The organism is Brevibacterium sp. S111 (genome assembly GCF_004745075.1).
Taxonomy (GTDB): domain Bacteria; phylum Actinomycetota; class Actinomycetes; order Actinomycetales; family Brevibacteriaceae; genus Brevibacterium.
Window position 1 is genome coordinate 100,733 of sequence record NZ_RHFH01000003.1, and the last position, 20,890, is coordinate 121,622.

The following is a 20,890-nucleotide window of genomic DNA, read 5'->3' on the forward strand; positions in this document are numbered from 1 at the left end:
CTTTCCGATATGATTTATCAAGAATGGTCATTCGTTTTTGGGGGAGCAGTGCCGAAGGTCACCGAAGAGCACAGACAGGCGATGCGCCTGCGGATTCAGGATGCGGCGTTGGCGTGCATCGCTCGCAAGGGGTTCGGCCGGACCTCAATGGCTGATATCGTCAAGGAGGCGGGCCTCTCCGCCGGCGCTGTCTATGTCTACTACTCCTCGAAGGCCGAGCTCACGACCGACGTCGGGCGTCGCGTGATGGAGCAGCGTGTGGCAGGCCTTGAGGACTTCGGCGATGCCGCGGAGGTTCCGGCACCCCGGGAGGTGTTTCCGCCCCTGCTCGACTCTCTCCTCGACGACGACCCCCTCGCCCCGACCCTGCTTCAGATATGGGGCGAGTCCGCCCACGACAAGGACTTCGCTGAGATAGCGGGAACGATCTTCGAATCTCTGTTGGGGCTCTTCACGGACTACCTCCGAGCCTATTTCCGGCGCTCGGCAGGCATGGACGGCGACGCTGCGGAGCTCAGGGCCCGTGAACTGGCTCCTGCCATCCTGGCGATGATGCAAGGCGCCGTCGTGCAGACCACGGTCTTCGGGCCGAGCGCGCGGGCATCTGTCGGCGCCGGGTTCAGGGCGATGCTCGCCCAACTCGAATGCAGCGCGTCACCGGAATCCCTCGATCCCGGTCTGCGCTAGACGGAGTCGCCGTCGGCATCGACGGAGTGCACGCGGTCTTCGCGCATGCTCACCTTGTCCACACCCGGCAGCTCGATGAGCTGCGGAACGAGGAGGTGCAGCGGCGGTTTGCCTTCGAACTTGCCGTCGATCTGGACCATCCGCACTCCGTTCTCGTCCTCGAAGCGCTTCGTGTCGACGATGGTGTTCGAGAATCCCATCCTGCTCGCCACCCCAAGGACGTCGCGCAGCACTCCGGACCCGTCCTTGTAGGTGATCCGCAGCAGCTTCTTGTGGTCGCTGTCGGGGATGCGCCGGATGAGCGGGGCGATGACGAAGAGGGTGAACAAATGGAGAGCGGTGAGCATCGTGGCTAGTGACAGCATGCCGGCACCACAGGCCATGCCCACGGCGGCGGTCACCCAGATCGTCGCGGCGGTGGTAAGGCCGCGCACCATGTTGCGGCCCTTGAAGATCACCCCGGCGCCGAGGAATCCGATGCCCGAAACGATCTGCGCCGCGATCCTCGACGGGTCGAGCCGGACATCGTTCTCGAGCACTCCCGCGAATCCATAGGCCGAAACCAGGGTGAATACGCAGGTGCCGATGCCCACCAGCACATGCGTGCGGTAGCCGGCGCTCTTCTGCCGGAACTGGCGCTCGAACCCGATGAGGGAGCACAGGACGAAGCTCACCAGAAGGAACTCGGCTTCCTGCAGGCTCGTGGAGCCGAAGAAATCTGAGACACTCATCATTCACCTCACATTAGTCCGGTACGAACACGACCGACAGCCCGGGGGTTTGTCGGTCGTGTTCGATGCGGCACTCGTGGCCGGTCTCGAACTCAGACGGTGGAGGGGATCCGCTCCTGCTCATCGGCCGCCTCGGAGGTGGGGCGCTTCAGGCCGTCACCCGCGGTCGGCGCGTGCGAGGGGCCGGGCTCGGGTGTTGCCTCGTCCTCGACGATCGAGCCCTGCACGGTCTCGGATTCCCACTCGCCTGGGTGCTGCCCCGACTCGAGCGCACGGTGGCGGCCCTCCTTGTTCCTCTCCCTCTCGCGTTCCAGGTGCAGGTTTCCGAAGTCGTGCTCCGTGCGCGGCGGCTTGATGCCGTCGATGAGGAACACCAGAGCCAGGGATACGAGGCCCCAGAGGCCGAGGACCTGCAGATGCTCGGCGACGACATTGCCGTCGAAGTAGAGGATCGAGCGGATCGTCTCGACCGACGCGGCCACCGGCAGGAAGTCGTGCAGGGTCGCGAAGAACGAGGGCACCATGTACTCCGAGAGAGCACCGTTCGACGCGGGCACACCGGCGAACATGAGGGTGCCGATGACGGGGATGATGGCGAACATCCCGATCAGCCGTTCAAAGACCATCGCGAACATCGAGATGCACGGAATCGCGACGATTCCCGCACCCCACAGGGCCGCGAAGTGGCCGTCGACCGCGCCGGTGATCGGTCCGGCGATGAGGGCGACGACCAGTGACATGAAGGGGGCGTAGATGAGGATGATCGGGATCATCCGTTTGAGCGGGCGGGTCCAGGGGTTCGCGTTCGCGGCCACGATGACGACCATGAATCCGGCGAGGACCCACCCCATGGCCACATACATGACGACGGGTCCCTCCTTCGGCGGCGCACCGCTTCCTTCGGAAGGGCGATTCGGCTGAGGGACGACGACGCTGATGAAGGACGGGTTGATGGGCAGGCAGAGCGACAGGGCACGCGAGGCGCTGCTCAATGCAGCCGAGGAGCTGTTTGCTCGGTATGGCATCGATGCGGTGTCGAATCGGCGGATCGTCGATTATGCGGGAGCCGCGAATCATTCGGCGATCGCCTATCACTTCGGCGGGCGCGACGGTCTGCTCGGTGCGCTCGTCACCCGCCACCTCGACGAGATGGCGGAGCGCAGGGACGCGCTCTTGGCCGAGCTGGGAGAATCGCCCGGAATCCGTGAATATGTTCAGTGCCGTCTGCGTCCGCTGTTCGAACTCCTTGACGACCAACCCCGTCCGAGCTGGCGTGCGCAGTTCCTCTCCCAGCTGCGATCAGTGCCCTCGGCGGTCGAAGTCGCGAAGGCTGTGATGGACGAGTTCGGCGTCCCCGATGACATCAGGTTCATCAACGGCGAGGAAGAGGGCATCCCGGAAGGCGTTCTGCGCGGACGCGCCTATCTGCTCGCGCACATGGTCATCGGCGTGTGTGCGGACCAGGAGGAGAAGATGGCCGAGGGATCTCACCAGGGCACCTGGGAGCAGGTCGGGCGCTTCCTCATCGATGCGGCGGCCGGCATGCTCGCCGCCCCCGTGACCGCCCCCGACGGGCTCGTCCGCTATCCTGCGAAGCCCTTGATCTGACCGGGACGAAGTTCGGCAGGAGCCCTCGGGTGACGGCTGTGCGGTGCCTGCCGGTGACGCAGGTGGTCGTGGAGGCCCGCGCTCCAGGGGCGGTTTCCGATCAGAAGAGCGCTTCCTGCGGCGGGGGAGTCCAGCTCGCCGGTGAAATCGCGAGTCTTCTCCCGGGCGCGGATTGCGTCTCCTCGTGTCCGCGGGTCCCCGTCGTCTGTGCCTTCTGCGTCGCGGGATGGTCATCATCGCTCGACCCCCGCAGTCGGTAGTGGTCAATGAGTGGGTTGATGCGCTCGGCGAGCCACCGACGGTAGTCCTTCGACGCGTAGGAGGACGTGGCGTACATGCGCCGGTACCGGGGGAGGAGTTCGGGGTGTTCGCGTTCGAGCCACTCGAAGAACCATTCGCGTGCGCCCGGCCGCAGGTGCAGTGCCCCGTAGACGACCCGGGCGGCACCGGCGTCTCGGATCGCTCTGAGCGCCGCGTCCAGATGGTCCAGCGAATCGGTGAGTTTGGGCATCACCGGCATGAGGAAGACGGTGACGTCGAATCCGAGTTCGGCTGCCGCCCTCACTGTAGCCAGCCGGGCGGCGGTCGTCGGGGTGCCCGGTTCGATCGTCTGCTGCAGCGCGTCGTTGTGGACGGCGAAGGACATGCTGATCTCCACGGGGACGTCTTCGGCGGCGCGGGACAGGAGCGGAAGGTCTCGGCGCAGCAGCGTGCCCTTGGTGAGGATCGACATCGGGGTGCCGTGCTCGGCCAGCCCGCTGATGATTCCGGGCATCAGACTGTATCGGCCCTCGGCGCGCTGGTACGGATCGGTGTTCGTGCCCAGAGCGACGAGTTCGCGGGTCCACTTCGGCTTCGCGAGTTCTGCGGTGAGCACCTCGGGGGCATTGATCTTGACGATGACCTGGCGGTCGAAGTCCGTCCCGGGGTCGAAATCGAGGTAGCGGTGGGTGTTGCGGGCAAAGCAGTACACGCAGGCGTGGGAGCACCCGCGATACGGATTCACCGTCCAGGCAAAAGGCATCGAGCTGGACTTCGGCACCTTGTTCAGAGCCGACTTCGCGAGCACCTCGTGGAAGGTGATGCCGGCGAACTCCGGTGTCCGCACGCTGCGCACGAGTCCTTTCACTCCGAACAGGTCGGGAGCACTCGGGCCAGCGTCATCGGTCAGTTCGTTCCACCTCATGGCCCAATTCGAACACGAGTTCGAATGAGCGTCAAGAGTGAGGCCCGGCGAGCGGCCCGGTGAGGCCGGTGCCGCAGGGGAGGTGTCAGGGAGTGCGCATGCCCTTGAAGGCGCTGCGGTGGAAGACCAGTGCCTCGGGGCCGTCCTCGTTGGAGGTGCCGAGGATCTCGAGCAGCGCGATGGTGTGGTCGCCGGCTTCGACTTCGTTGTAGAGGCGAGTCCAGAGGAATGCCGAACTGTCCGGGATCGTCAGCCCGCCGGCGGCGGTGACTTCGGGGTCGACCCCGGCGAATCGACGGCTGCGATCCTTCGAGGCCAGTTGCCGGGCCAAGGATTCCTGGTCCGTGCCGAGCAGTGAGATGCCCAGTTCCGGGGCGCGGCGCAGGGTGGGCCAGGTCGTCGAGGAGTTCTGCACGGCGATGCTGACCAGCGGGGGAGTCAGCGAGACGCCGACGGTCAGGGTGGAGGCGACGAGCCCGAGCGGGGTCCCGTCGACTTCGGCGCCGAGGAAGGCGACCCCCTGCGGGAAGTGGGAGAACGTCTCGCGAAGTGCTTCCGGGGTGACCTGGTTCGCCCTCGACGGATGTGTGGTGGTGGGGTCTGCCAGGATCGTCATTCCTTCACCTCTGCTGCTCTGTTGAGCAATGCTCATCGGAGTTTCCCGCGAGTGCGGGCTCCGGCGCGGATCGCTCGGTTGACTGTCGGTTCTGCGTGACGGCCCCTGTGTGAGGCCGTCGGAGACGATCATCGCAAACTGTGACGCCAGATGCAGCGGTCGAGGTCATATGACGACGACGTGTGACCCCATGTGACGGACGGTGTCGGGTCGTGACGACGTGCACGGCGGACCCCGAGCCGCAAAGCATAGATTGCTCAGCGAAACCGACACTGAACACCGATACGACATGCCCATTCGGGCGCACAGGAGCAGGCCATGACACAGAGTCCGGTCACCGAGCCGATGACGCAGGCCCCGCCTCGGCGGCTGCTGGCGGGAAAGAAGCGGGTGTTGGCCTCGGCCTTCGCCGGTACGACGATCGAATGGTACGACTTCTACCTCTACGGCACCGCTGCGGCGCTGATCTTCAATGTCCAGTTCTTCCCCTCCGACAGCGAACTCGGCAGTCGCCTGGCCTCCTTCGCCACCCTGGCGGTCGGGTTCTTCGCCCGTCCGTTGGGCGGCATCATCGCCGGCCACCTCGGCGACCGGGTCGGACGCAAGGCCCTCCTCGTCGTGTCCCTGCTGTCGATGGGCATCGCCTCGACTCTCATCGGCCTGGTGCCGAACTTCGCGACCATCGGCTGGTGGGCGGCCGGGGCCCTCGTCGTGCTGCGCATCGTCCAAGGTCTGTCGGCCGGAGCCGAATGGGGCGGATCGGCGCTGCTGTCGGTCGAACATGCACCGGCACGCAAGCGCGGACTCTTCGGCTCATTCACCCAGATCGGCTCGGCGGCGGGAATGCTGCTGGCGACCAGCGCCTTCTTCCTCGTGCAGAACCTGCTGAGCACGGAGCAGTTCGAATCCTTCGGCTGGCGCATCCCGTTCCTCGCCTCCGCCCTCCTCGTCGCCTTGGGACTGTGGATCCGCCTCGGCGTCTCCGACGCCCCGGAATTCCAAGAGCTCAAGGACTCCGGCCAGGTTGCGAAGGCACCGCTGCGTGAAGTCCTCACCGCCCACCCGCGCGTCCTGCTCGTCACGATCGGACTGCGACTGGCGCAGAACAGCGTCTTCTACCTCATCACCGTCTACATGCTCAGCTACCTGACCGAGAACCGCGGCGACTCGACCTCGGGGGTGACGGCCGTGATGATCGCCTCGGGCATCGGCCTCGTCACGGGGCCGGCCTGGGGCTGGGTCTCCGATCGACTCGGCCGGAAGCCGGTGACCATCGGCGGCATCATCGGCGTGGCCGTCTTCGGGTGGCTCTTCTTCGCCTACCTCGACGCAGGTCCGCTGAGCCTTCTTCCCCTCATCGTCATCCTCGGCATGAACCTCGCCCACGATGCGATCTACGGGCCGCAGGCCGCATGGTTCGCTGAGCAGTTCCCCATCGAGGTCCGCTACTCGGGCGTGAACATGGGCTACCAGCTGGGCACCGTCATCGGCGGTGGAATCATGCCGATGGTCGCAGCCCTGCTCTACGTCGCCGGCGGCTACACTCCGTGGCTCATCTGCGGATACCTCACCCTGCTGTGCCTGCTCTCGCTCATCGCCGCCGTGGCGGCGAAGGACCCGGCCCGAGAGCTCTCCCGCACCCCGGCCTGAACAGGCGACACACATCTGCACCAGCACCACGAATCACCGACACAGGAGACTCTCGATGACGAAACCGATCCAGCTCAACGCCTTCGACATGATGACCCCCGTCCACCAGTCACCCGGACTGTGGCGCCATCCGGAATCGCGCGTCGAGGACTTCACTCAGCTGTCCTACTGGACCGACTTGGCACAGACCCTCGAAGAAGGCGGGTTCTCGTCCCTGTTCCTCGCCGACATCCTCGGCGTCTACGATGTCTACGGCGGCAATGCTGATGTCACCAACCGCGGGGGAGTCCAGTTCCCGCTGCTCGACCCGCTGGTCGCCGTGCCCGCCATGGCCGCAGCGACGACGACGCTCGGCTTCGGCGTCACCGCATCGGTGACGTATGAGAAGCCCTACCTGCTCGCCCGCACCCTGACCACTCTCGACCACTTCACGAACGGACGAGTGGCATGGAACATCGTCACCAGCTATGTCGAATCCGCCGCCCGCAACCTCGGGCTGGACGGGCAGATCCCGCACGACGAACGCTACGACCGAGCCGATGAGTTCATGGAAGTCATGTACAAGCTCTTCGAAGGCTCGATCACCCCCGAGGCGCTCACGGCCGACGCCGAGGAGAACGTCTTCGTCGACCCCGCCGAAGTCCGCGACATCGGCCACGACGGCAAGTTCTTCACCGTGCCCGGCCAGGCGCTCGCCGTCCCGGGCCCGCAGGGCACCCCGCTGCTGTTCCAGGCCGGAGCCTCGAAGCGCGGACAGGAGTTCGCCCTCGACCACGCCGAGGCGATCTTCTTCTCCGGTCCGACACCGCAGATCCTGCGCAGCTGGGTCGACAAGGTCCGTGACGGACTCGAGGAACGCGGACGGGACCGAGACGCCGTGAAGATCTTCGCCCTGGCCACCGTCATCGTCGACGAAACCGATGAAGCCGCAGAGGCTCGGCTGGCCGACTACCGCCGCTATGTCGACACCGAATCCGCGCTCTCCCTCTTCGGCGGGTGGACCGGCGTCGACCTCTCCGGGGCCTCGCCCGACGACACCCTCGAATATGTGGCCACCGATGCCAACCAGTCCGCGCTCGCCTCCTTCACCACCATGGCCGGAGACAAGCCGTGGACCATTCGCGACCTCGCGGAGTTCGTCGCCCTCGGCGGCCGAGGACCGGTCATCACCGGATCGCCTGCCACGGTCGTCGACGAATTCCAGCGGTGGATGGACGAAGCCGATATCGACGGCTTCAACATCGCGGCCGCCGTCCGACCGGCCGACGCCGAACGTTTCACGAAATACGTCTCACCCGAACTGCGCCGCCGCGGCCTCCTGCCCGAACCCGTCGCCGGAGCCACGGTGCGTGAGCAGCTCACCGGGTCCGGGCCACGACTGGCCGACGATCACACGGGAGCTCGGTACCGCCTCGGGGAGGGTGCGCGCGTCTGACCGCGACGGAGTGAGCCGGGTGCCGGAAGCGGCCGTGGGGCATAATGGTCTGCGGCCGTTTTCCGATCCGTCGACCGAACAGAGACCGCATGAGTGCATCGACGCCGCTGACCACCACCGACATCGCCGAGGATCGCGGATACCGACGCAAGGCGCTGTTCGCCGCCGCCGTCGGCTACGGACTCGACGGCTTCGACCTCCTCATCCTCAGCTTCGCTCTCTCCGGCATCATCGCCTCCTTCGGACTCAGCGACGTCGAAGCGGGATCTCTGTCGACGATCACTCTGCTCGGCGCCGTGGTCGGAGGAATCGTCTTCGGCGCGCTGGCCGACCGACACGGTCGAGTCAGGGTGCTCACGTGGACGGTGCTCATCTTCGCCGTGTTCACCGGGCTCTCAGCCCTGGCCCAGGGGTACTGGGATCTTGCGGCGTACCGGTTCGTCGCCGGAATCGGCATCGGCGGTGAGTTCGGCATCGGGATGGCCCTGGCCGCCGAGGCGGTGCGAGCCGACCAGCGTGCCCGGGCCACCTCATGGGTCGGGGTGGGATTCCAGCTCGGTGTGTTCGCTGCCGCTGTCGTCTCTGCTCCCGTCATCGCCTGGTGGGGGTGGCGGGCGCTGTTCGTCATCGGACTCTTCCCCGCCGTCTACGTCTTCTTCGTCCGCCGCGGCGTCGGCGAACCCGAGGCCTTCGTCCGGGCGCAGGAGCAGACCGCCGAAGCCGACGTCGATGAGGAGGCAGGTTCCGGGGCGGGGCCCGCGGCCTCCTCGCGGGAATCCTCGGCAGCAGTCCGAGAGTCCTTCGCCGCGAAGATCGGCGCCCTGGCGAAAGACCGGGAGACAGTGACGATCACCTTCGCCCTGACGGTCCTCACCAGCGTGCAGAACTTCGGGTACTTCGGCATCATCACCTGGCTGCCGAACTACCTCTCGGAGCAGATGGGACTCGGCATCACGAAGGGCTCCCTGTGGACGGGCGTGACCGTGATGGGCATGCTCGCGGGAATCCTCATCTTCGGACAGTTCGCCGACCGCCTCGGGCGTCGACCCGCCTTCTGGATCTTCCAGTCCGGGGCGATCGTCACGATCCTCGTCTACAGCCAGCTCAGTGACCCGACAGCGCTGCTCGCGGGAGGGTTCTTCATGGGCGCTTTCGCCAACGGCATGCTCGGCGGCCATGGGGCGCTGCTCGCGGAGATGTACCCGACCGAAGTCCGCGCCACGGCCCAGAACGTCATCTTCAACATCGGCCGAGCCATCGGCGGCCTGGCCCCCGTCGTCATCGCTGTGCTGGCCGGATCCCTGGGCTTCGGATTCGCACTGGCGCTGCTGCCGACCATCTACGTCATCCAGTTCCTCGCCATGTTCCTGCTTCCGGAGAAGCGCGGGCACGCTCTCGTCTGAGCCGGCGTCGGTGAAGAACCGCGGGGGCCGGCCGTGCTCGTCGCATCGGTGACGAAGTGTGACGGCCGGAACCGACCCTCAGCGACGACGGAGTCATACTTGGCGACTGTGACTTCGACAGATCCCGCCGCCGACGCGGCTCAGACAGCATCAGCAGCTCCGGCGCCATCGGCCGCCCAGCCCCCGCGGATCGTGGCCTCCGCCGCCGACATCCACTCGGTCCTCGCCGAATTCGGGTCCCAGGGCACGAAGACGACGGCGGTCATCATCCTCGCCCTCGGCGGCATCTTCATGGACGCCTACGACTTCTCCTCCCTGGCCTTCGGGATCACCGCGATCCAAGAGCAGTTCGGTCTCAGCGGCTTCATGACAGGTCTCGTCAATGCCTCGATCATGGTCGGTGCTGTCATCGGCGCGCTCTTCGGCGGATACCTCGTCGACCGGTTCGGACGCTACAAACTGTTCATGGCCGATATGGTCTTCTTCGTCGTCGCGGCAATCGGCTGCGCGCTGGCGCCGAACGAGTGGGTGCTCATCGCCTTCCGCTTCGTCATGGGAATCGGCGTCGGACTCGACCTGCCGGTGGCGATGGCCTTCCTCGCCGAATTCTCCAAACTCAAGGGCAAAGGCAACCGCTCACAGCGCGTCAACGCCTGGTCTCCGGCCTGGTACTTCGCCACCGGCGTCGGCTATCTCGTCGTGCTCATCATCTTCATCACCCTGCCGTACGACCAGCACGCGATCCTGTGGCGCATCGTCGTCGGCTTCGGTGCCGTACCGGCCCTCATCGTGCTCCTCGTCCGTCGCCGCTACCTGGCCGAATCGCCCGAATGGCTGGCCAATCAGGGGGATCTGCGCGGAGCAGTCGAAGTCATGCGCAGCCACCACAACCTCAATGTCGAGCTCGCTCCCGCCGAGGATCGCGAGGCCGCGACCTCGACCTCGACCGACACAGTCAAGGGCGGACGGTGGAGCGGCTTCGCCGAACTCTTCTCTCCTCGCTACCGTGTGCGCACCATAGTCGCCCTCTGCGTGTCCGTGTTCTCGACGTTCGGCTACAACGCCGTCGCCTACGGCACCCCGCTCATCATCACCACGCTCTTCCATCAGACGCCGCTGATCACGATCATCTCCTCGCTGATCATCAACCTCGGCTTCGGCACGATCGGCGGTCTGCTGGGGATGAGCATCGTCAACCGCTTCGGCACCCGCAGGATCACTCTCGTCGGATTCATCATCCAGGCGGCATCGCTCGGGCTGCTGGCGATCGTCGGCATCCCGAACGGGGCACTGGTCATCGTCGCCGTCGCCATGCTCTCGGCCTTCGTCTTCGCTCAGGCCGGCGGTCCGGGAGCGAACCTCATGAACTACGCGACGCTGTCGTATCCGACGCGGCTGCGAGGAATCGGCATCGGCTTCAACCAGTCCGTGCTGCGTGCCTTCTCGATCGTCTCGCTCATCATGTTCCCGATCCTCGCCGCTTCGCTGGGCACCGGCGTGTTCTGGATCGTCGCCTGTGCCCCGCTGGCCGGTGCGATCGCCGTCGGCGTCGTCGCCTGGGACCCGACGGCCAAGGACGTCGAAGACGAAGCCTGAAGCCAGTCCGCGCCGCCGAGGGAAATGAATGGTATGCCATTCCCGTTTGCCTCGGCGGCACACTTCTCTTTGTGATCTGCATTGCCAATCGCGTGTGAGCCAGGTTACGCTGAACGAGTCAGATTTCGGCACTACAGCGCTGTGTTCCCACTTTTGGTATCCCAGCGTGGGGTGCGTTGGAACCGAGGAGTGGACGCATGAGGAAAACCGAGACGGCGGAGGCGGCAAAGCCCGCACGCCTGGGGCCCAGCCCCGAACAGCTGACAGCGCATGGGATCAGCCCTCGGTTCTACAATGCCGACCTTGCTCCGGCGCGGAAGGAAGGGCGCAGCTGGACGGCGTACAGCGTCTTCAGCCTGTGGGCCAACGACGTCCACTCGCTCGGCAACTACGGCTTCGCGCTCGGACTCTTCGCCCTCGGCCTCGGTGCCTGGCAGATCCTCGTGGCTCTGCTCGTCGGTGCCGCACTGCTGTTCTTCCTGCTCACCCTCTCCGGGTTCATGGGATACAAGACGGGCGTGCCCTATCCGGTGATGAGCCGGATCTCCTTCGGCGTCCACGGCGCGCAGCTGGCCGCCTCGGTGCGCGGAATCGTCGCCATCGCCTGGTTCGGCATCCAGACCTATCTGGCCTCGAGCGTGCTCAACGTTCTGCTGCTCACGATCATCCCGGGCCTGCAGCCGTGGGCCGATGCCGAGTTCCTCGGTCTGTCGGGCCTGGGCTGGTTCTCCTTCTCCCTGCTGTGGATCGTCCAGGTCATCATCGTCAGCTACGGCATGGAGATGATCCGTCGCTACGAAGCCATCGCCGGACCCATCATCCTCGTCACCTTCCTCGCCCTGGCGATCTGGATGCTCGTGCGCGTCGACTTCTCCATCGCCTGGTCGACCGATGACGCCCTGTCCGGGTGGCCGATGTGGATGCACATCCTCGGCGGCGGCTCCCTGTGGGTGGCCATCTACGGCACCTTCGTGCTCAACTTCTCCGACTTCACCCGGGCCGCGAAGAAGAAGGGGTCGATCGTCGTCGGCAACTTCTGGGGCATCCCGGTGAACATGCTCGTCTTCGGTCTCGTCGTCATCTCGCTCGCCGGAGCCCAGTACAAGATCGACGGCACCGTCATCACCTCACCGGCCGATATCGTCCAGTCGATCGGCAACCCCGTTCTGCTCGCCCTCGCCTCTCTGTCGCTGCTGCTGCTCACGGTCGCCGTCAACCTCATGGCGAACTTCGTCGCCCCGACCTACGCACTGACGAATCTCTTCCCGCGCCACCTCAATTTCCGCAGCGCGGCGATCATCTCCGCGATCATCGGATTCGTCATCCTGCCGTGGAACCTCTACAACTCACCGGTGGTCATCGTCTACTTCCTCGGCGGGCTCGGGGCGCTGCTGGGACCCCTGTTCGGCGTGATCATGGTCGACTACTGGGTCATCCGCAAGACCAAGGTCAATGTCCCGCAGCTGTACACGGAAGCCAAGGACGGTGAGTACTTCTACCATCGCGGCGTCAACTGGCGAGCCATCGGCGCGTTCATCCCGGCCTCTGTGATCTCACTGGTCTTCGCCCTCGTGCCCGCCTTCGCCGGATTCTCGGAGTTCTCGTGGTTCTCCGGCGCCGCGATCGCCGCCCTCATCTACTTCGTCATCGCCCGCCGCGACTTCACCTTCCGTGAGGTCGACGGTGAGGAGATCGCCGTCCCCACCCAGCACTGATCGGAGCGCCATGAGAATCCTCGTCGTCAACGTGAATACGACGCAGACCATGACCGAAGGCATCGCCGAGGCGGCCCGGCAGGCCGCTTCGGCAGGCACGGAGATCATCGGCCTGACCCCCGAATTCGGGGCGGAATCCTGCGAGGGCAACGTCGAGAGCTATCTTGCCGCCCTCGGCGTCATGGATGCCGTGCTCAAATACTCCGGCCAGTTCGATGCCGTGATCCAAGCCGGGTACGGAGAGCACGGAAGGGAGGGTCTGCAGGAGCTCCTCGACGTGCCCGTCATCGACATCACCGAGGCGGGGGCGGCTCTGGCGCTGTTCCTCGGCCACCGCTTCTCCGTGGTCACGTCGCTCGATCGAACCGTCCCGCTCATCGAGGATCGGCTGCTGCTGGCCGGGCTCGATGCGCACTGCGTGTCCGTGCGGGCTTCGGGGATGGCCGTGCTCGAGCTCGAGGAGAATCCCGATGCTGCGGTCTCCGCGATCGTCGATCAGGCCGCCGCGGCGGTCGAGAAGGATCGTGCCGAGACCATCGTGCTCGGCTGCGGCGGCATGGCCGACCTCGGCGAGACGATCCGCGAACGCTGTGCAGTCCCCGTCGTCGACGGCGTCGCCGCGGCCGTGCGTCTGGCCGAATCTCTCGTCGGTCTCGGTCTGAGCACCTCGAAGGTGCGCACCTATGCCCCGGCCCGGAAGAAGCGCCTGAGCGGTTGGCCGTTCCCTGAAACGCCCTCGGCCTCCTGAACGCCCTCGGCCTCTCAGCGACCCCGGCCGCCTGTTCGGCAACGGTCTCCTGACTGACCTCGGCCGCTCAGTCGGTCGGGTCCGACTCCTGCGGTGCGGCGGAGGGATCGGCCGGAGAACCGTCAGCTGAGTGGCCGGCCTGGGCCAGCCGTTTCGACTTCTTGTCGTGCTGCTCCTGGCTCGTGCCCAGGTGGCGGGCCGCCAGCGCGCCGGCGAGCTCCTGATCCCGACGGGCGATTGCGTCGAAGAGTTCAGCATGCTCGGTGGCCACGACGTCCAGGTCGTCATGCTGGCTCAGCTGCCAGCGCATCCGCGAATCGAGCAGGGTGCCGATCTCTGCCAGCAGCTCATTGCCGGAGAGTTCGACGACGATGGCATGGAATTCCGCGGCGCACCGGTGGGCTCCGACGACGTCGCCGGCGTCCGAGAGCTCACGGCCTTTGAGCATCGTCGCCTCGAGCCGTGCCAGACCCTGGCGAGTGTGCCTCTGGGCGGCGAGCTCGAAGGAGAGCACGTCGAATACCGTGCGCACCTCGTTGAGATCGGCGATGTCGCTGGGGGAGAACTCCCGGACCGTCGACCACGTGTTCGGCCGATTCGTCACGAGCCCTTCGGAGGCGAGCTTCTTCAGCGCCTCTCGGACCGGTACGCGTGAGACACCGAGCTCGGTCGCGAGATTGCGTTCGACGAGCTTCTCACCCGGTGCCCGGTCGCCGTCGATGATCTCATTGCGCAGCACCTCGGTGACCCGCACGGTCTCCGAACGCGGAGTTTCAGCAGACGTCATCTCACCTCTTCTCACTGCGTGCGCTTCATCGCACGGCCGAGAGCGTCGAGGCCGACCGAACCGAGACCCAGCGCACGAGTGTGGAACTCCTTGAGGTCGAAGTCAGCACCGGCGGCGGTCTTCGCCTCGTCCCGGTACTGCTCCCACAGCCGCTGACCGATCTTATAGCTCGGAGCCTGACCGGGCCAACCGAGGTAGCGGTCGAGTTCGAAGGCGAGGAAGGACCGGTCCATGGCGACATTGTCGGTGAGGAACTGCCAGGCCTTCTCTCGGTTCCAGATTCCCCCGCCGAGGCTGGAAGGGGCCTCGAGGCCGAGATGGAAGCCGATGTCGAGAACGACGCGAGCCGCCCGCAGACGCTGCGAATCGAGCATGCCGAGATAGTCGCCGGGATCGTCGAGGAAACCGAGATCGGCCATGAGCTTCTCCGCGTACAGTGCCCAGCCCTCACCGTGACCGGACACCCAGCACATGAGCCTGCGCCAGCGGTTGAGGGTGTCAGAGACGTACGTGGCCTGGCCGACCTGCAGGTGATGGCCGGGCACACCTTCGTGATAGACGGTCGTCTTCTCCTGCCAGGTGGCGAACTCCGTGACGCCTTCGGGCACCGACCACCACATGCGGCCGGGTCGGGAGAAGTCATCGGTCGGGCCCGTGTAGTAGATGCCGCCGGTGGCTGACGGTGCGATCATGCATTCGATCGTGCGCACGGGTTCGGGAATGTCGAAATGGGACTTGCCGAGTGCGGTGATCGCTTCGTCGGCCACCCCCTGCATCCACTCGCGCAGAGCATCGGCGCCCTTCAGGGTGCGGTCGGGATCTCTGTTCAGCTCCTCCATGACCTCGAACAGGTCTGCGCCGGGCAGGATCTTCGCAGCGATCTCGCGCTGTTCGGCATCGATGCGGGCGAGCTCTTCGAGCCCCCAGGCGTAGGTCTCGTCGAAGTCGACTTCGGCGCCGAGGAAGTCCCGGGAGTCCAGCGCATAGGCTTCGCGTCCGCAGGCTTCATTCTCTCCGCCGGCGGGCAGCAGCTGCTCACCGAGGAAGTCGGCAAGACCGGCGGCGGCTTCGCGGGCCGCCTCGGCGTGGGACTTCAGCTCGCCATGCAGAGTCTCGGGGACATCGCCTGCGCCGGTGGCGAGGCGGTCGAAGCTGCTGCCGGGCTCAGCGAGGGCACGAGCCTGTTCGATGACCTTCTCGATCTGTATCCGAGCGGCGACCTGACCGTCCTCGCGTGCCATCGCCAGCGACTCCTGATAGCCGGCGAGCGAGGAGGGCACCGCGGCCAGCGTGGTCGCGATGGTCTGCCAGTCGGCGACGGTGTCGGTGGGCATGAGGTCGAAGACGTCGCGGACCTGCTGGAGTGGGGATTCGATGACGTTGAGGCTGGAGTGCTTGAGTCCGGCTTCGTAGCAGTCCCGGTCGACACCGAGGCGATCTCGCATGGCATCGATGGTCACGAGATCGACCTCGTCGAGCTCGGATTCGGCCGCGGCCTCATCGAGTCGGGCCAGGGTCGCGACGGTGACATCATTGAGCGCGGCGAGCCCGGCGGGGGAGAAGTCATCGAGTCCCTGCTTGCCGTCGAGCCCGAGGTAGAGGGCCAGGGACGGGGAGAGGGCGAGCATGTCATCGACGTAGGCTTCGGCGACCGCGTCGACGGCGGACGGGGTTCTCTTCTGGGTCATGTCCTCCACCCTATCGCGAGCTGAGTCACATCCGCGGTGGACCCGAGCACTGTCGTGCTCTCGAACCCGCTAGTGTATCTAAGGTCCCGACGCACAGCAGAAAGAGAGGCCGAACTCCCGTGGCACGAGCGAAGCTGTGGACGAAGGACTTCATCGTCGGGATCGGTCTCAATCTGTCGATGTCGATGGTGTTCTACCTGCTCATGACGTCCATGGCCGGATACGCCGTCGCCCGGTTCTCCGCCGGGGAGGCTGCCGCCGGCTTCGCGTCCTCATCGTTCGTCCTCGGTGCCGTGGTCGCCCGTGTGCTCACGGGCAAGTATCTCGACTTCATCGGCCGTCGCACTCTGCTCATCATCACCATGGCGGTCTCGGTCCTCGCCTCGCTGGCGTATATGGCCGCCGACGGTCTCACACTCCTGCTCGTCCTCCGCATTGTCCACGGCATCGCCTTCGGAGCCGGGAACACCGCGATCATGACCGCCATCCAGAGCATCATCCCCGCCTCTCGGCGAGGTGAGGGGACCGGGTACTTCGGGACCGCGACGACTCTGTCGACGGCCCTCGGTCCGTACCTGGGGGTGATCATCCCCCGCGAATTCGACTTCGCGATGCTCTTCATCGCCTCGGCGATCATGTCCGTGTTCGCTCTCATCTCCTGTGTGCTCATCCGCCTGCCGGTCCAGGAGCTCAGCGACTATCAGCGCCGGACGAAATGGCAGCTCACCCTCGGCACGCTCGTCGACCGGGACGGTCTGCGCATCGGTTCGGTGATGCTGCTGGCCGGAACCGCGTACGCCGCGGCGCTCGTCTTCCTCGCCGGGTACGCGGCCGAACACGGAGTCGCTGCGGCGGCTTCGCTGTTCTTCGTCGCCTTCGCTGCGGCCTCACTGGTCGCCCGCCTGTTCGTCGGCCGGATGCAGGACGCCTTCGGCGACAATGCGGTGATCTTCCCCGTCTTCATCTGCGATATCGCCGGCAATCTCCTCCTGGCCCTGTGGCCGACGATGCCGGGAATCGTCCTCGCCGGTGTGCTCATCGGATTCGGCTTCGGTTCGCTCATGCCGTGCATGCAGGCGATCACGGTCAAATCCGTGCCGATGAGCAGGGTCCCCGTGGCCACCGCGTCGTTCTTCCTCCTCCTCGACGCGGGCTCGGGCATCGGCCCGGTGGTCCTCGGTTTCCTCTATCCGCTGACCGGAGGCAATGGCATGTTCCTCGTCTGCGCGGGACTCGTCGTCGCGGCCATCGTCGTCTACGTGTGGGTCCACGGACGTCGCCGAGGCGGTCGACCGGGCCGGGAATTCCTCGCCTGACAGGCACATGCCGCCACCGGGACCCCGTTCCGGGCTGCGTCGGCAGCCAGGTGGCTCCGCATGGTTGGGCTGTTCCGACGGCCAGGTGAGCTCCGCACGGTTCCGCCGGCGCGAGGGAGGAGATAGCCTGAGAGTGAACCGCAGGGAGGGCGCACCCTCCTTCGCACGCCCGTTTCCGGAGGATGAGAATGAAGTTCGCTCTCGCTCAGATCAACTCGACCACCTCGGTGTCCGACAACCTCGAGAAGGTTCGCACCTATGCGCATGAGGCGGCCGCTGCGGGCGCCCGGTTCATCGTCTTCCCCGAAGCCACGATGTCGGCCTTCGGGTCGGGACTGCGCGCCATCGCCGAGGAGAACTCCGAAACCTGGCGGACAGCGCTGCAGGAACTCGCCGTCGATTCCGGCATCACCGTCATCGTCGGCGAATTCGCCACGGCCGCGGACAAGGTCATCAATCTGCTGGCCGTGTACGCACCGAGCGGCGAACGCCGTGACTACGCGAAGATCCATCTCTACGACGCCTTCGGCTTCAAGGAGTCGGACACCGTCGAGGCCGGAGAGGAGCCGGTCGTCATCGACATCGACGGCGAAGACATCGGGCTGGCCCTGTGCTATGACATCCGCTTCCCCAAACTCTTCGCCGAACTCAGCCGACGCGGTGCCCGCCTCGCGCTTGTCGCCGCTTCCTGGGGCGCCGGTCCGCGCAAGGTCGAACAGTGGGAGATCCTCGCCCGGGCCAGGGCCTTGGACTCGAATATGTTCATCGCCGCCCTCGGCCAGGCCGATCCCGAAGTCACCGGAGTCGAGGTGCCGAAGAAGGGGCCGACCGGTGTCGGGCACAGCCTCGTGTCCGACCCCTTGGGCAAGGTGCTGGTCTCCCTCGACGGGGCCGAAGGCCTCGAGATCGTCGACCTCGACCTCAGTGCCGCGGACTCCGCCGCCGAGACGGTCCCTGTGCTGGCCAACGCGAAGCTCGGCTACTGATGCGCATGTCGACCGTGCAGCTCATCCGCTGACGGTTTCGGCCCGTCCCCGAGGCTCAACTCGATGACCGAATGGCCCGACCGGATTCAGCGGCGTCCCCGTTCGTCGACGGCGCACTGAATCCGGTTCGCTGCGGGAGCGATAGGAATGTGCCTCAGAACACGGTAGTTGCACTTGAGGCAAAAATGCACTGAGTGCAATACTGGGACCATGAGTTTCAGTTCCGACAAAGAGGAAGCGGCACCGTCCGAAGGGCTGCGTGAACGCAAGAAGCGCGAACGCGGCCAGGCCCTGCGCCGTGCCGCGATCGATCTGGCCCTGGAAAAGGGCTATCACAACGTCACCGTCGAAGACATCTGCGAACGCTGCGGAGTCTCCCGGCGCACCTTCTTCAACTACTACTCGTCGAAGGAAGAGGCCCTGCTCGGTCGCGCCGACACCGTGTTCGACGAAGAGGACCAACCGGCGATCGAGGAATTCGAAGCCGGCGGACCCCACGGCCGTCTCGTCGCCGATCTCGAACACCTGCTGTCCTTCATCGTCGCCACTCGGATGAGCAAACGCGAAGAGATGCACCAGTACCATCTCATGTTCAAACAGGACCCCTCGCTGCTGCAGCTGCAGATGGCGCGGATGGGCAACAACGAACGTCTCTTCCGACGGATCATCCAACGTCGCCTCGACGGCCGGCCCGGCACCGCCTCGGCGTCGGAATCCACAGGCACCGACGCGATCTTCTCCTGTTCGGAGACCGAGGACCAGGACGTCTCGGTGAGAGCCGAAGCCGTCGCCGCCCTGGCGATGATGGCGCTCAAGGCGACCTTCACGCGGATGCGCCGACTCGAAGGGGATCCGGGCCCGGTGGTCGACCGGCTCTTCGATGAACTGCGTGAGATCTTCAAGGAGGACGAAGAATGAGCACGAACGTGCAGCCGGCCGAGAAGTCCCCGATCGTCCTCACGAAGAAGACGATCGTCCTCATCTTCGCAGCCCTCATGGCTGCGATGTTCCTGGCCACCCTCGACCAGACGATCGTGTCCACAGCGATGCCGACCATCGTCGGCGAACTCGACGGTGTCGAACATCAGGCCTGGCTGGTCACCATCTATCTGCTCGCGATGACCATCGTCATGCCGCTCTACGGCAAGTTCGGCGACATGTGGGGACGCAAGATCATCTTCCTTGTCGCCATCGCGATCTTCGTCGTCGGCTCCTTCGGCTCCGGCATGTCCCAGTCCTTCTGGGAGCTCATCGCCTGGCGCGGATTCCAGGGCCTGGGCGGCGGCGGACTGATGATCCTCTCCCAGGCGATCATCGCCGACATCATCCCCGCCAGCGAACGTGGAAAGTACATGGGCCCGCTCGGCGGCCTGTTCGCGCTCTCCAGCGTCCTCGGGCCGGTGCTCGGCGGATTCTTCACTCAGCACTTGGACTGGCGCTGGTGCTTCTGGATCAATGTGCCCATCGGCATCATCGCCTTCCTCATCGCACTCTTCGCTCTGCGCCTGCCCAGCCACCGCTCCGACCAGAAGGTCGACGTCCTCGGCATCGTGTTCATGATCGCCGCGACCTCGCAGCTCATCCTCGTCACCAGCTGGGGCGGCCACGACTATGACTGGGACTCACCGACGATCATCGGCCTCATCATCGGCACCATCGTGGCCGCGGTGATCTTCGTCATCGTCGAATCCAAGGTGTCGAACCCGATCATCCCGATCCGGCTGTTCAAGAACCCGACCTTCGTGCTCTCCACGACGATCGGTCTGCTGCTGGGCCTGGGGATGTTCTCCGCGATGGCGTTCCTGCCCACGTTCATGCAGATGGCTGCGGGCACCGATGTCACCGGGTCCGGGCTGCTCATGCTGCCGATGATGGCCGGCGTCATGCTCACCTCGATCGTCTCGGGCATCATCGTGTCGAAGACGGGCAAGTACAAGATCTACCCGCTGCTGGGCACCCTCATCGCCGGGGCCGGGCTCGCGTGGATGACGACGATGACCGCGGACACTTCGATGGTCCTCGTCGGCACGATGATCTTCACCATGGGCTTCGGACTCGGCTTGGTCATGCAGATCATCGTCCTCATCATCCAGAACTCCGTCGCCCCGGCGATGGTCGGCACGGCCACCTCGACGAACAACTACTTCCGGGAGATCGGTGCGTCGGTCGGCACGGCACTGTTCGGATCGATCTTCACCTCCCGACTCTCGGACAAGATCGCCGAGGCGATGGCAGGCCTGCCGGCGGATGCGGCCAATGCCGCGGCGGGCGCTCCCACGACGGATTCGCTGACGCCCGAGTCGGTGGCGAGCCTGCCCGGTCCGATCCACGACCTCGTCGTCAACGCCTATGCCGATGCGCTGGCGCCGTCGTTCTGGTACATGGTTCCGGTCTTCCTCCTCGCCTTCGTCCTCGCCTGGTTCCTCCCGCAGCTCAAACTCTCCGATGTCGCCGGGATGGTCGCTCGCGGTGAGGCCGTCTACGGAGAGGACATGGGCGGAGCCGCACGTGGGGACTCCGAGCCGCAGGGCCAGCAGCGACTGAGCACGATCTCGGTCGAGGAGCAGTCCCGTCCCGCACCCGGGGCCGAGACCGGCACGATCCGGGTAGCACCCGACACCGGTGCGCTGGGGACTGAGCCCGGCACGACCCGGGTGGCACCTGAGACCGGCGCGGATCCGGCTAAGGAACAGTACCGCCTGCGATAGTCGCGGAGTGTCGGCCCTGGCCGACCGGCG

18 protein-coding genes are annotated in these 20,890 nt (G+C 65.7%); 12 read left to right on the forward strand and 6 right to left on the reverse strand.

Translation table 11 applies throughout. The features are described 5' to 3' along the window. Positions 1 to 9 precede the first annotated feature (9 nt). Positions 10 to 687, forward strand: a complete 678-nt coding sequence (locus EB836_RS04690; protein ID WP_167854355.1) for a TetR/AcrR family transcriptional regulator — start codon at positions 10 to 12, stop codon at positions 685 to 687. Here the strand turns inward: EB836_RS04690 and EB836_RS04695 are convergent. Beyond that, on the reverse strand, positions 684 to 1,421 hold the full coding sequence (locus EB836_RS04695) for an MgtC/SapB family protein (protein ID WP_135538065.1): 738 nt from the start codon (positions 1,419 to 1,421) through the stop codon (positions 684 to 686). The two genes, EB836_RS04690 and EB836_RS04695, sit on opposite strands and share 4 nt — an antisense overlap. An 89-nt stretch (positions 1,422 to 1,510) precedes the next feature. Next, a complete protein-coding gene (locus EB836_RS04700) occupies positions 1,511 to 2,281 on the reverse strand; it encodes a hypothetical protein (protein WP_205683306.1) in 771 nt (256 codons plus the stop codon). Between the two features lie 88 nt (positions 2,282 to 2,369). On the opposite strand from EB836_RS04700, the gene EB836_RS04705 reads away from it, so the two are divergent. Continuing rightward, positions 2,370 to 3,026 carry a TetR family transcriptional regulator gene (locus EB836_RS04705; RefSeq protein WP_167854356.1) on the forward strand — a complete coding sequence of 219 codons (657 nt, stop codon included), beginning with the start codon at positions 2,370 to 2,372 and terminating at the stop codon, positions 3,024 to 3,026. A gap of 100 nt (positions 3,027 to 3,126) precedes the next feature. On the opposite strand, the gene EB836_RS04710 is transcribed toward EB836_RS04705, so the two are convergent. Next, entirely contained in the window at positions 3,127 to 4,212 is a 1,086-nt protein-coding gene (locus EB836_RS04710; protein WP_135538069.1) for an Rv2578c family radical SAM protein, read from the reverse strand. Between the two features lie 85 nt (positions 4,213 to 4,297). Further along, positions 4,298 to 4,828, reverse strand: coding sequence for a flavin reductase family protein (locus tag EB836_RS04715; RefSeq protein ID WP_135538071.1), 531 nt, complete (start codon positions 4,826 to 4,828; stop codon positions 4,298 to 4,300). A gap of 318 nt (positions 4,829 to 5,146) precedes the next feature. On the opposite strand from EB836_RS04715, the gene EB836_RS04720 reads away from it, so the two are divergent. From EB836_RS04720 to EB836_RS04745, 6 genes are all read left to right on the forward strand, one after another. Further along, positions 5,147 to 6,478: an MFS transporter gene (locus tag EB836_RS04720; RefSeq protein WP_240689602.1), complete on the forward strand. Its 1,332-nt coding sequence runs from the start codon at positions 5,147 to 5,149 to the stop codon at positions 6,476 to 6,478. A gap of 55 nt (positions 6,479 to 6,533) precedes the next feature. Then, entirely contained in the window at positions 6,534 to 7,913 is a 1,380-nt protein-coding gene (locus EB836_RS04725; RefSeq protein WP_135538073.1) for an LLM class flavin-dependent oxidoreductase, read from the forward strand. Between the two features lie 89 nt (positions 7,914 to 8,002). Then, a complete protein-coding gene (locus EB836_RS04730; protein ID WP_135538075.1) occupies positions 8,003 to 9,316 on the forward strand; it encodes an MFS transporter in 1,314 nt (437 codons plus the stop codon). Positions 9,317 to 9,424: 108 nt separating this feature from the next. Further along, positions 9,425 to 10,912, forward strand: coding sequence for an MFS transporter (locus EB836_RS04735; RefSeq protein ID WP_240689603.1), 1,488 nt, complete (start codon positions 9,425 to 9,427; stop codon positions 10,910 to 10,912). A gap of 197 nt (positions 10,913 to 11,109) precedes the next feature. Continuing rightward, positions 11,110 to 12,627: an NCS1 family nucleobase:cation symporter-1 gene (locus EB836_RS04740; protein WP_135538077.1), complete on the forward strand. Its 1,518-nt coding sequence runs from the start codon at positions 11,110 to 11,112 to the stop codon at positions 12,625 to 12,627. A 10-nt stretch (positions 12,628 to 12,637) separates the two neighbouring features. Next, positions 12,638 to 13,375, forward strand: coding sequence for an aspartate/glutamate racemase family protein (locus EB836_RS04745; RefSeq protein ID WP_135538079.1), 738 nt, complete (start codon positions 12,638 to 12,640; stop codon positions 13,373 to 13,375). A 67-nt stretch (positions 13,376 to 13,442) separates the two neighbouring features. On the opposite strand, the gene EB836_RS04750 is transcribed toward EB836_RS04745, so the two are convergent. Continuing rightward, complete coding sequence (locus tag EB836_RS04750) at positions 13,443 to 14,162, reverse strand: GntR family transcriptional regulator (protein WP_135538080.1); 720 nt, start codon at positions 14,160 to 14,162, stop codon at positions 13,443 to 13,445. 11 nt (positions 14,163 to 14,173) lie between these two features. After that, positions 14,174 to 15,850 (reverse strand): DUF885 domain-containing protein, encoded by a 1,677-nt coding sequence (locus EB836_RS04755; protein WP_135538082.1) that lies wholly within the window; start codon positions 15,848 to 15,850, stop codon positions 14,174 to 14,176. A 119-nt stretch (positions 15,851 to 15,969) separates the two neighbouring features. Between EB836_RS04755 and EB836_RS04760 the strand changes: the two genes are divergently transcribed. The 4 genes from EB836_RS04760 (at position 15,970) to EB836_RS04775 (ending at position 20,860) form a co-directional block, all read left to right on the forward strand. Continuing rightward, a complete protein-coding gene (locus EB836_RS04760; RefSeq protein ID WP_135538084.1) occupies positions 15,970 to 17,166 on the forward strand; it encodes an MFS transporter in 1,197 nt (398 codons plus the stop codon). Between the two features lie 188 nt (positions 17,167 to 17,354). After that, positions 17,355 to 18,152: a nitrilase-related carbon-nitrogen hydrolase gene (locus EB836_RS04765; protein WP_135538086.1), complete on the forward strand. Its 798-nt coding sequence runs from the start codon at positions 17,355 to 17,357 to the stop codon at positions 18,150 to 18,152. A gap of 210 nt (positions 18,153 to 18,362) precedes the next feature. Further along, positions 18,363 to 19,070, forward strand: a complete 708-nt coding sequence (locus tag EB836_RS04770; RefSeq protein ID WP_135538088.1) for a TetR/AcrR family transcriptional regulator — start codon at positions 18,363 to 18,365, stop codon at positions 19,068 to 19,070. After that, the gene (locus tag EB836_RS04775; protein WP_135538090.1) at positions 19,067 to 20,860 is read left to right on the forward strand and encodes an MDR family MFS transporter; all 1,794 of its coding nucleotides are present in this window, start codon (positions 19,067 to 19,069) and stop codon (positions 20,858 to 20,860) included. Before EB836_RS04770 ends, EB836_RS04775 begins: the two co-directional genes overlap by 4 nt. The last annotated feature ends 30 nt before the right edge of the window (positions 20,861 to 20,890 follow it).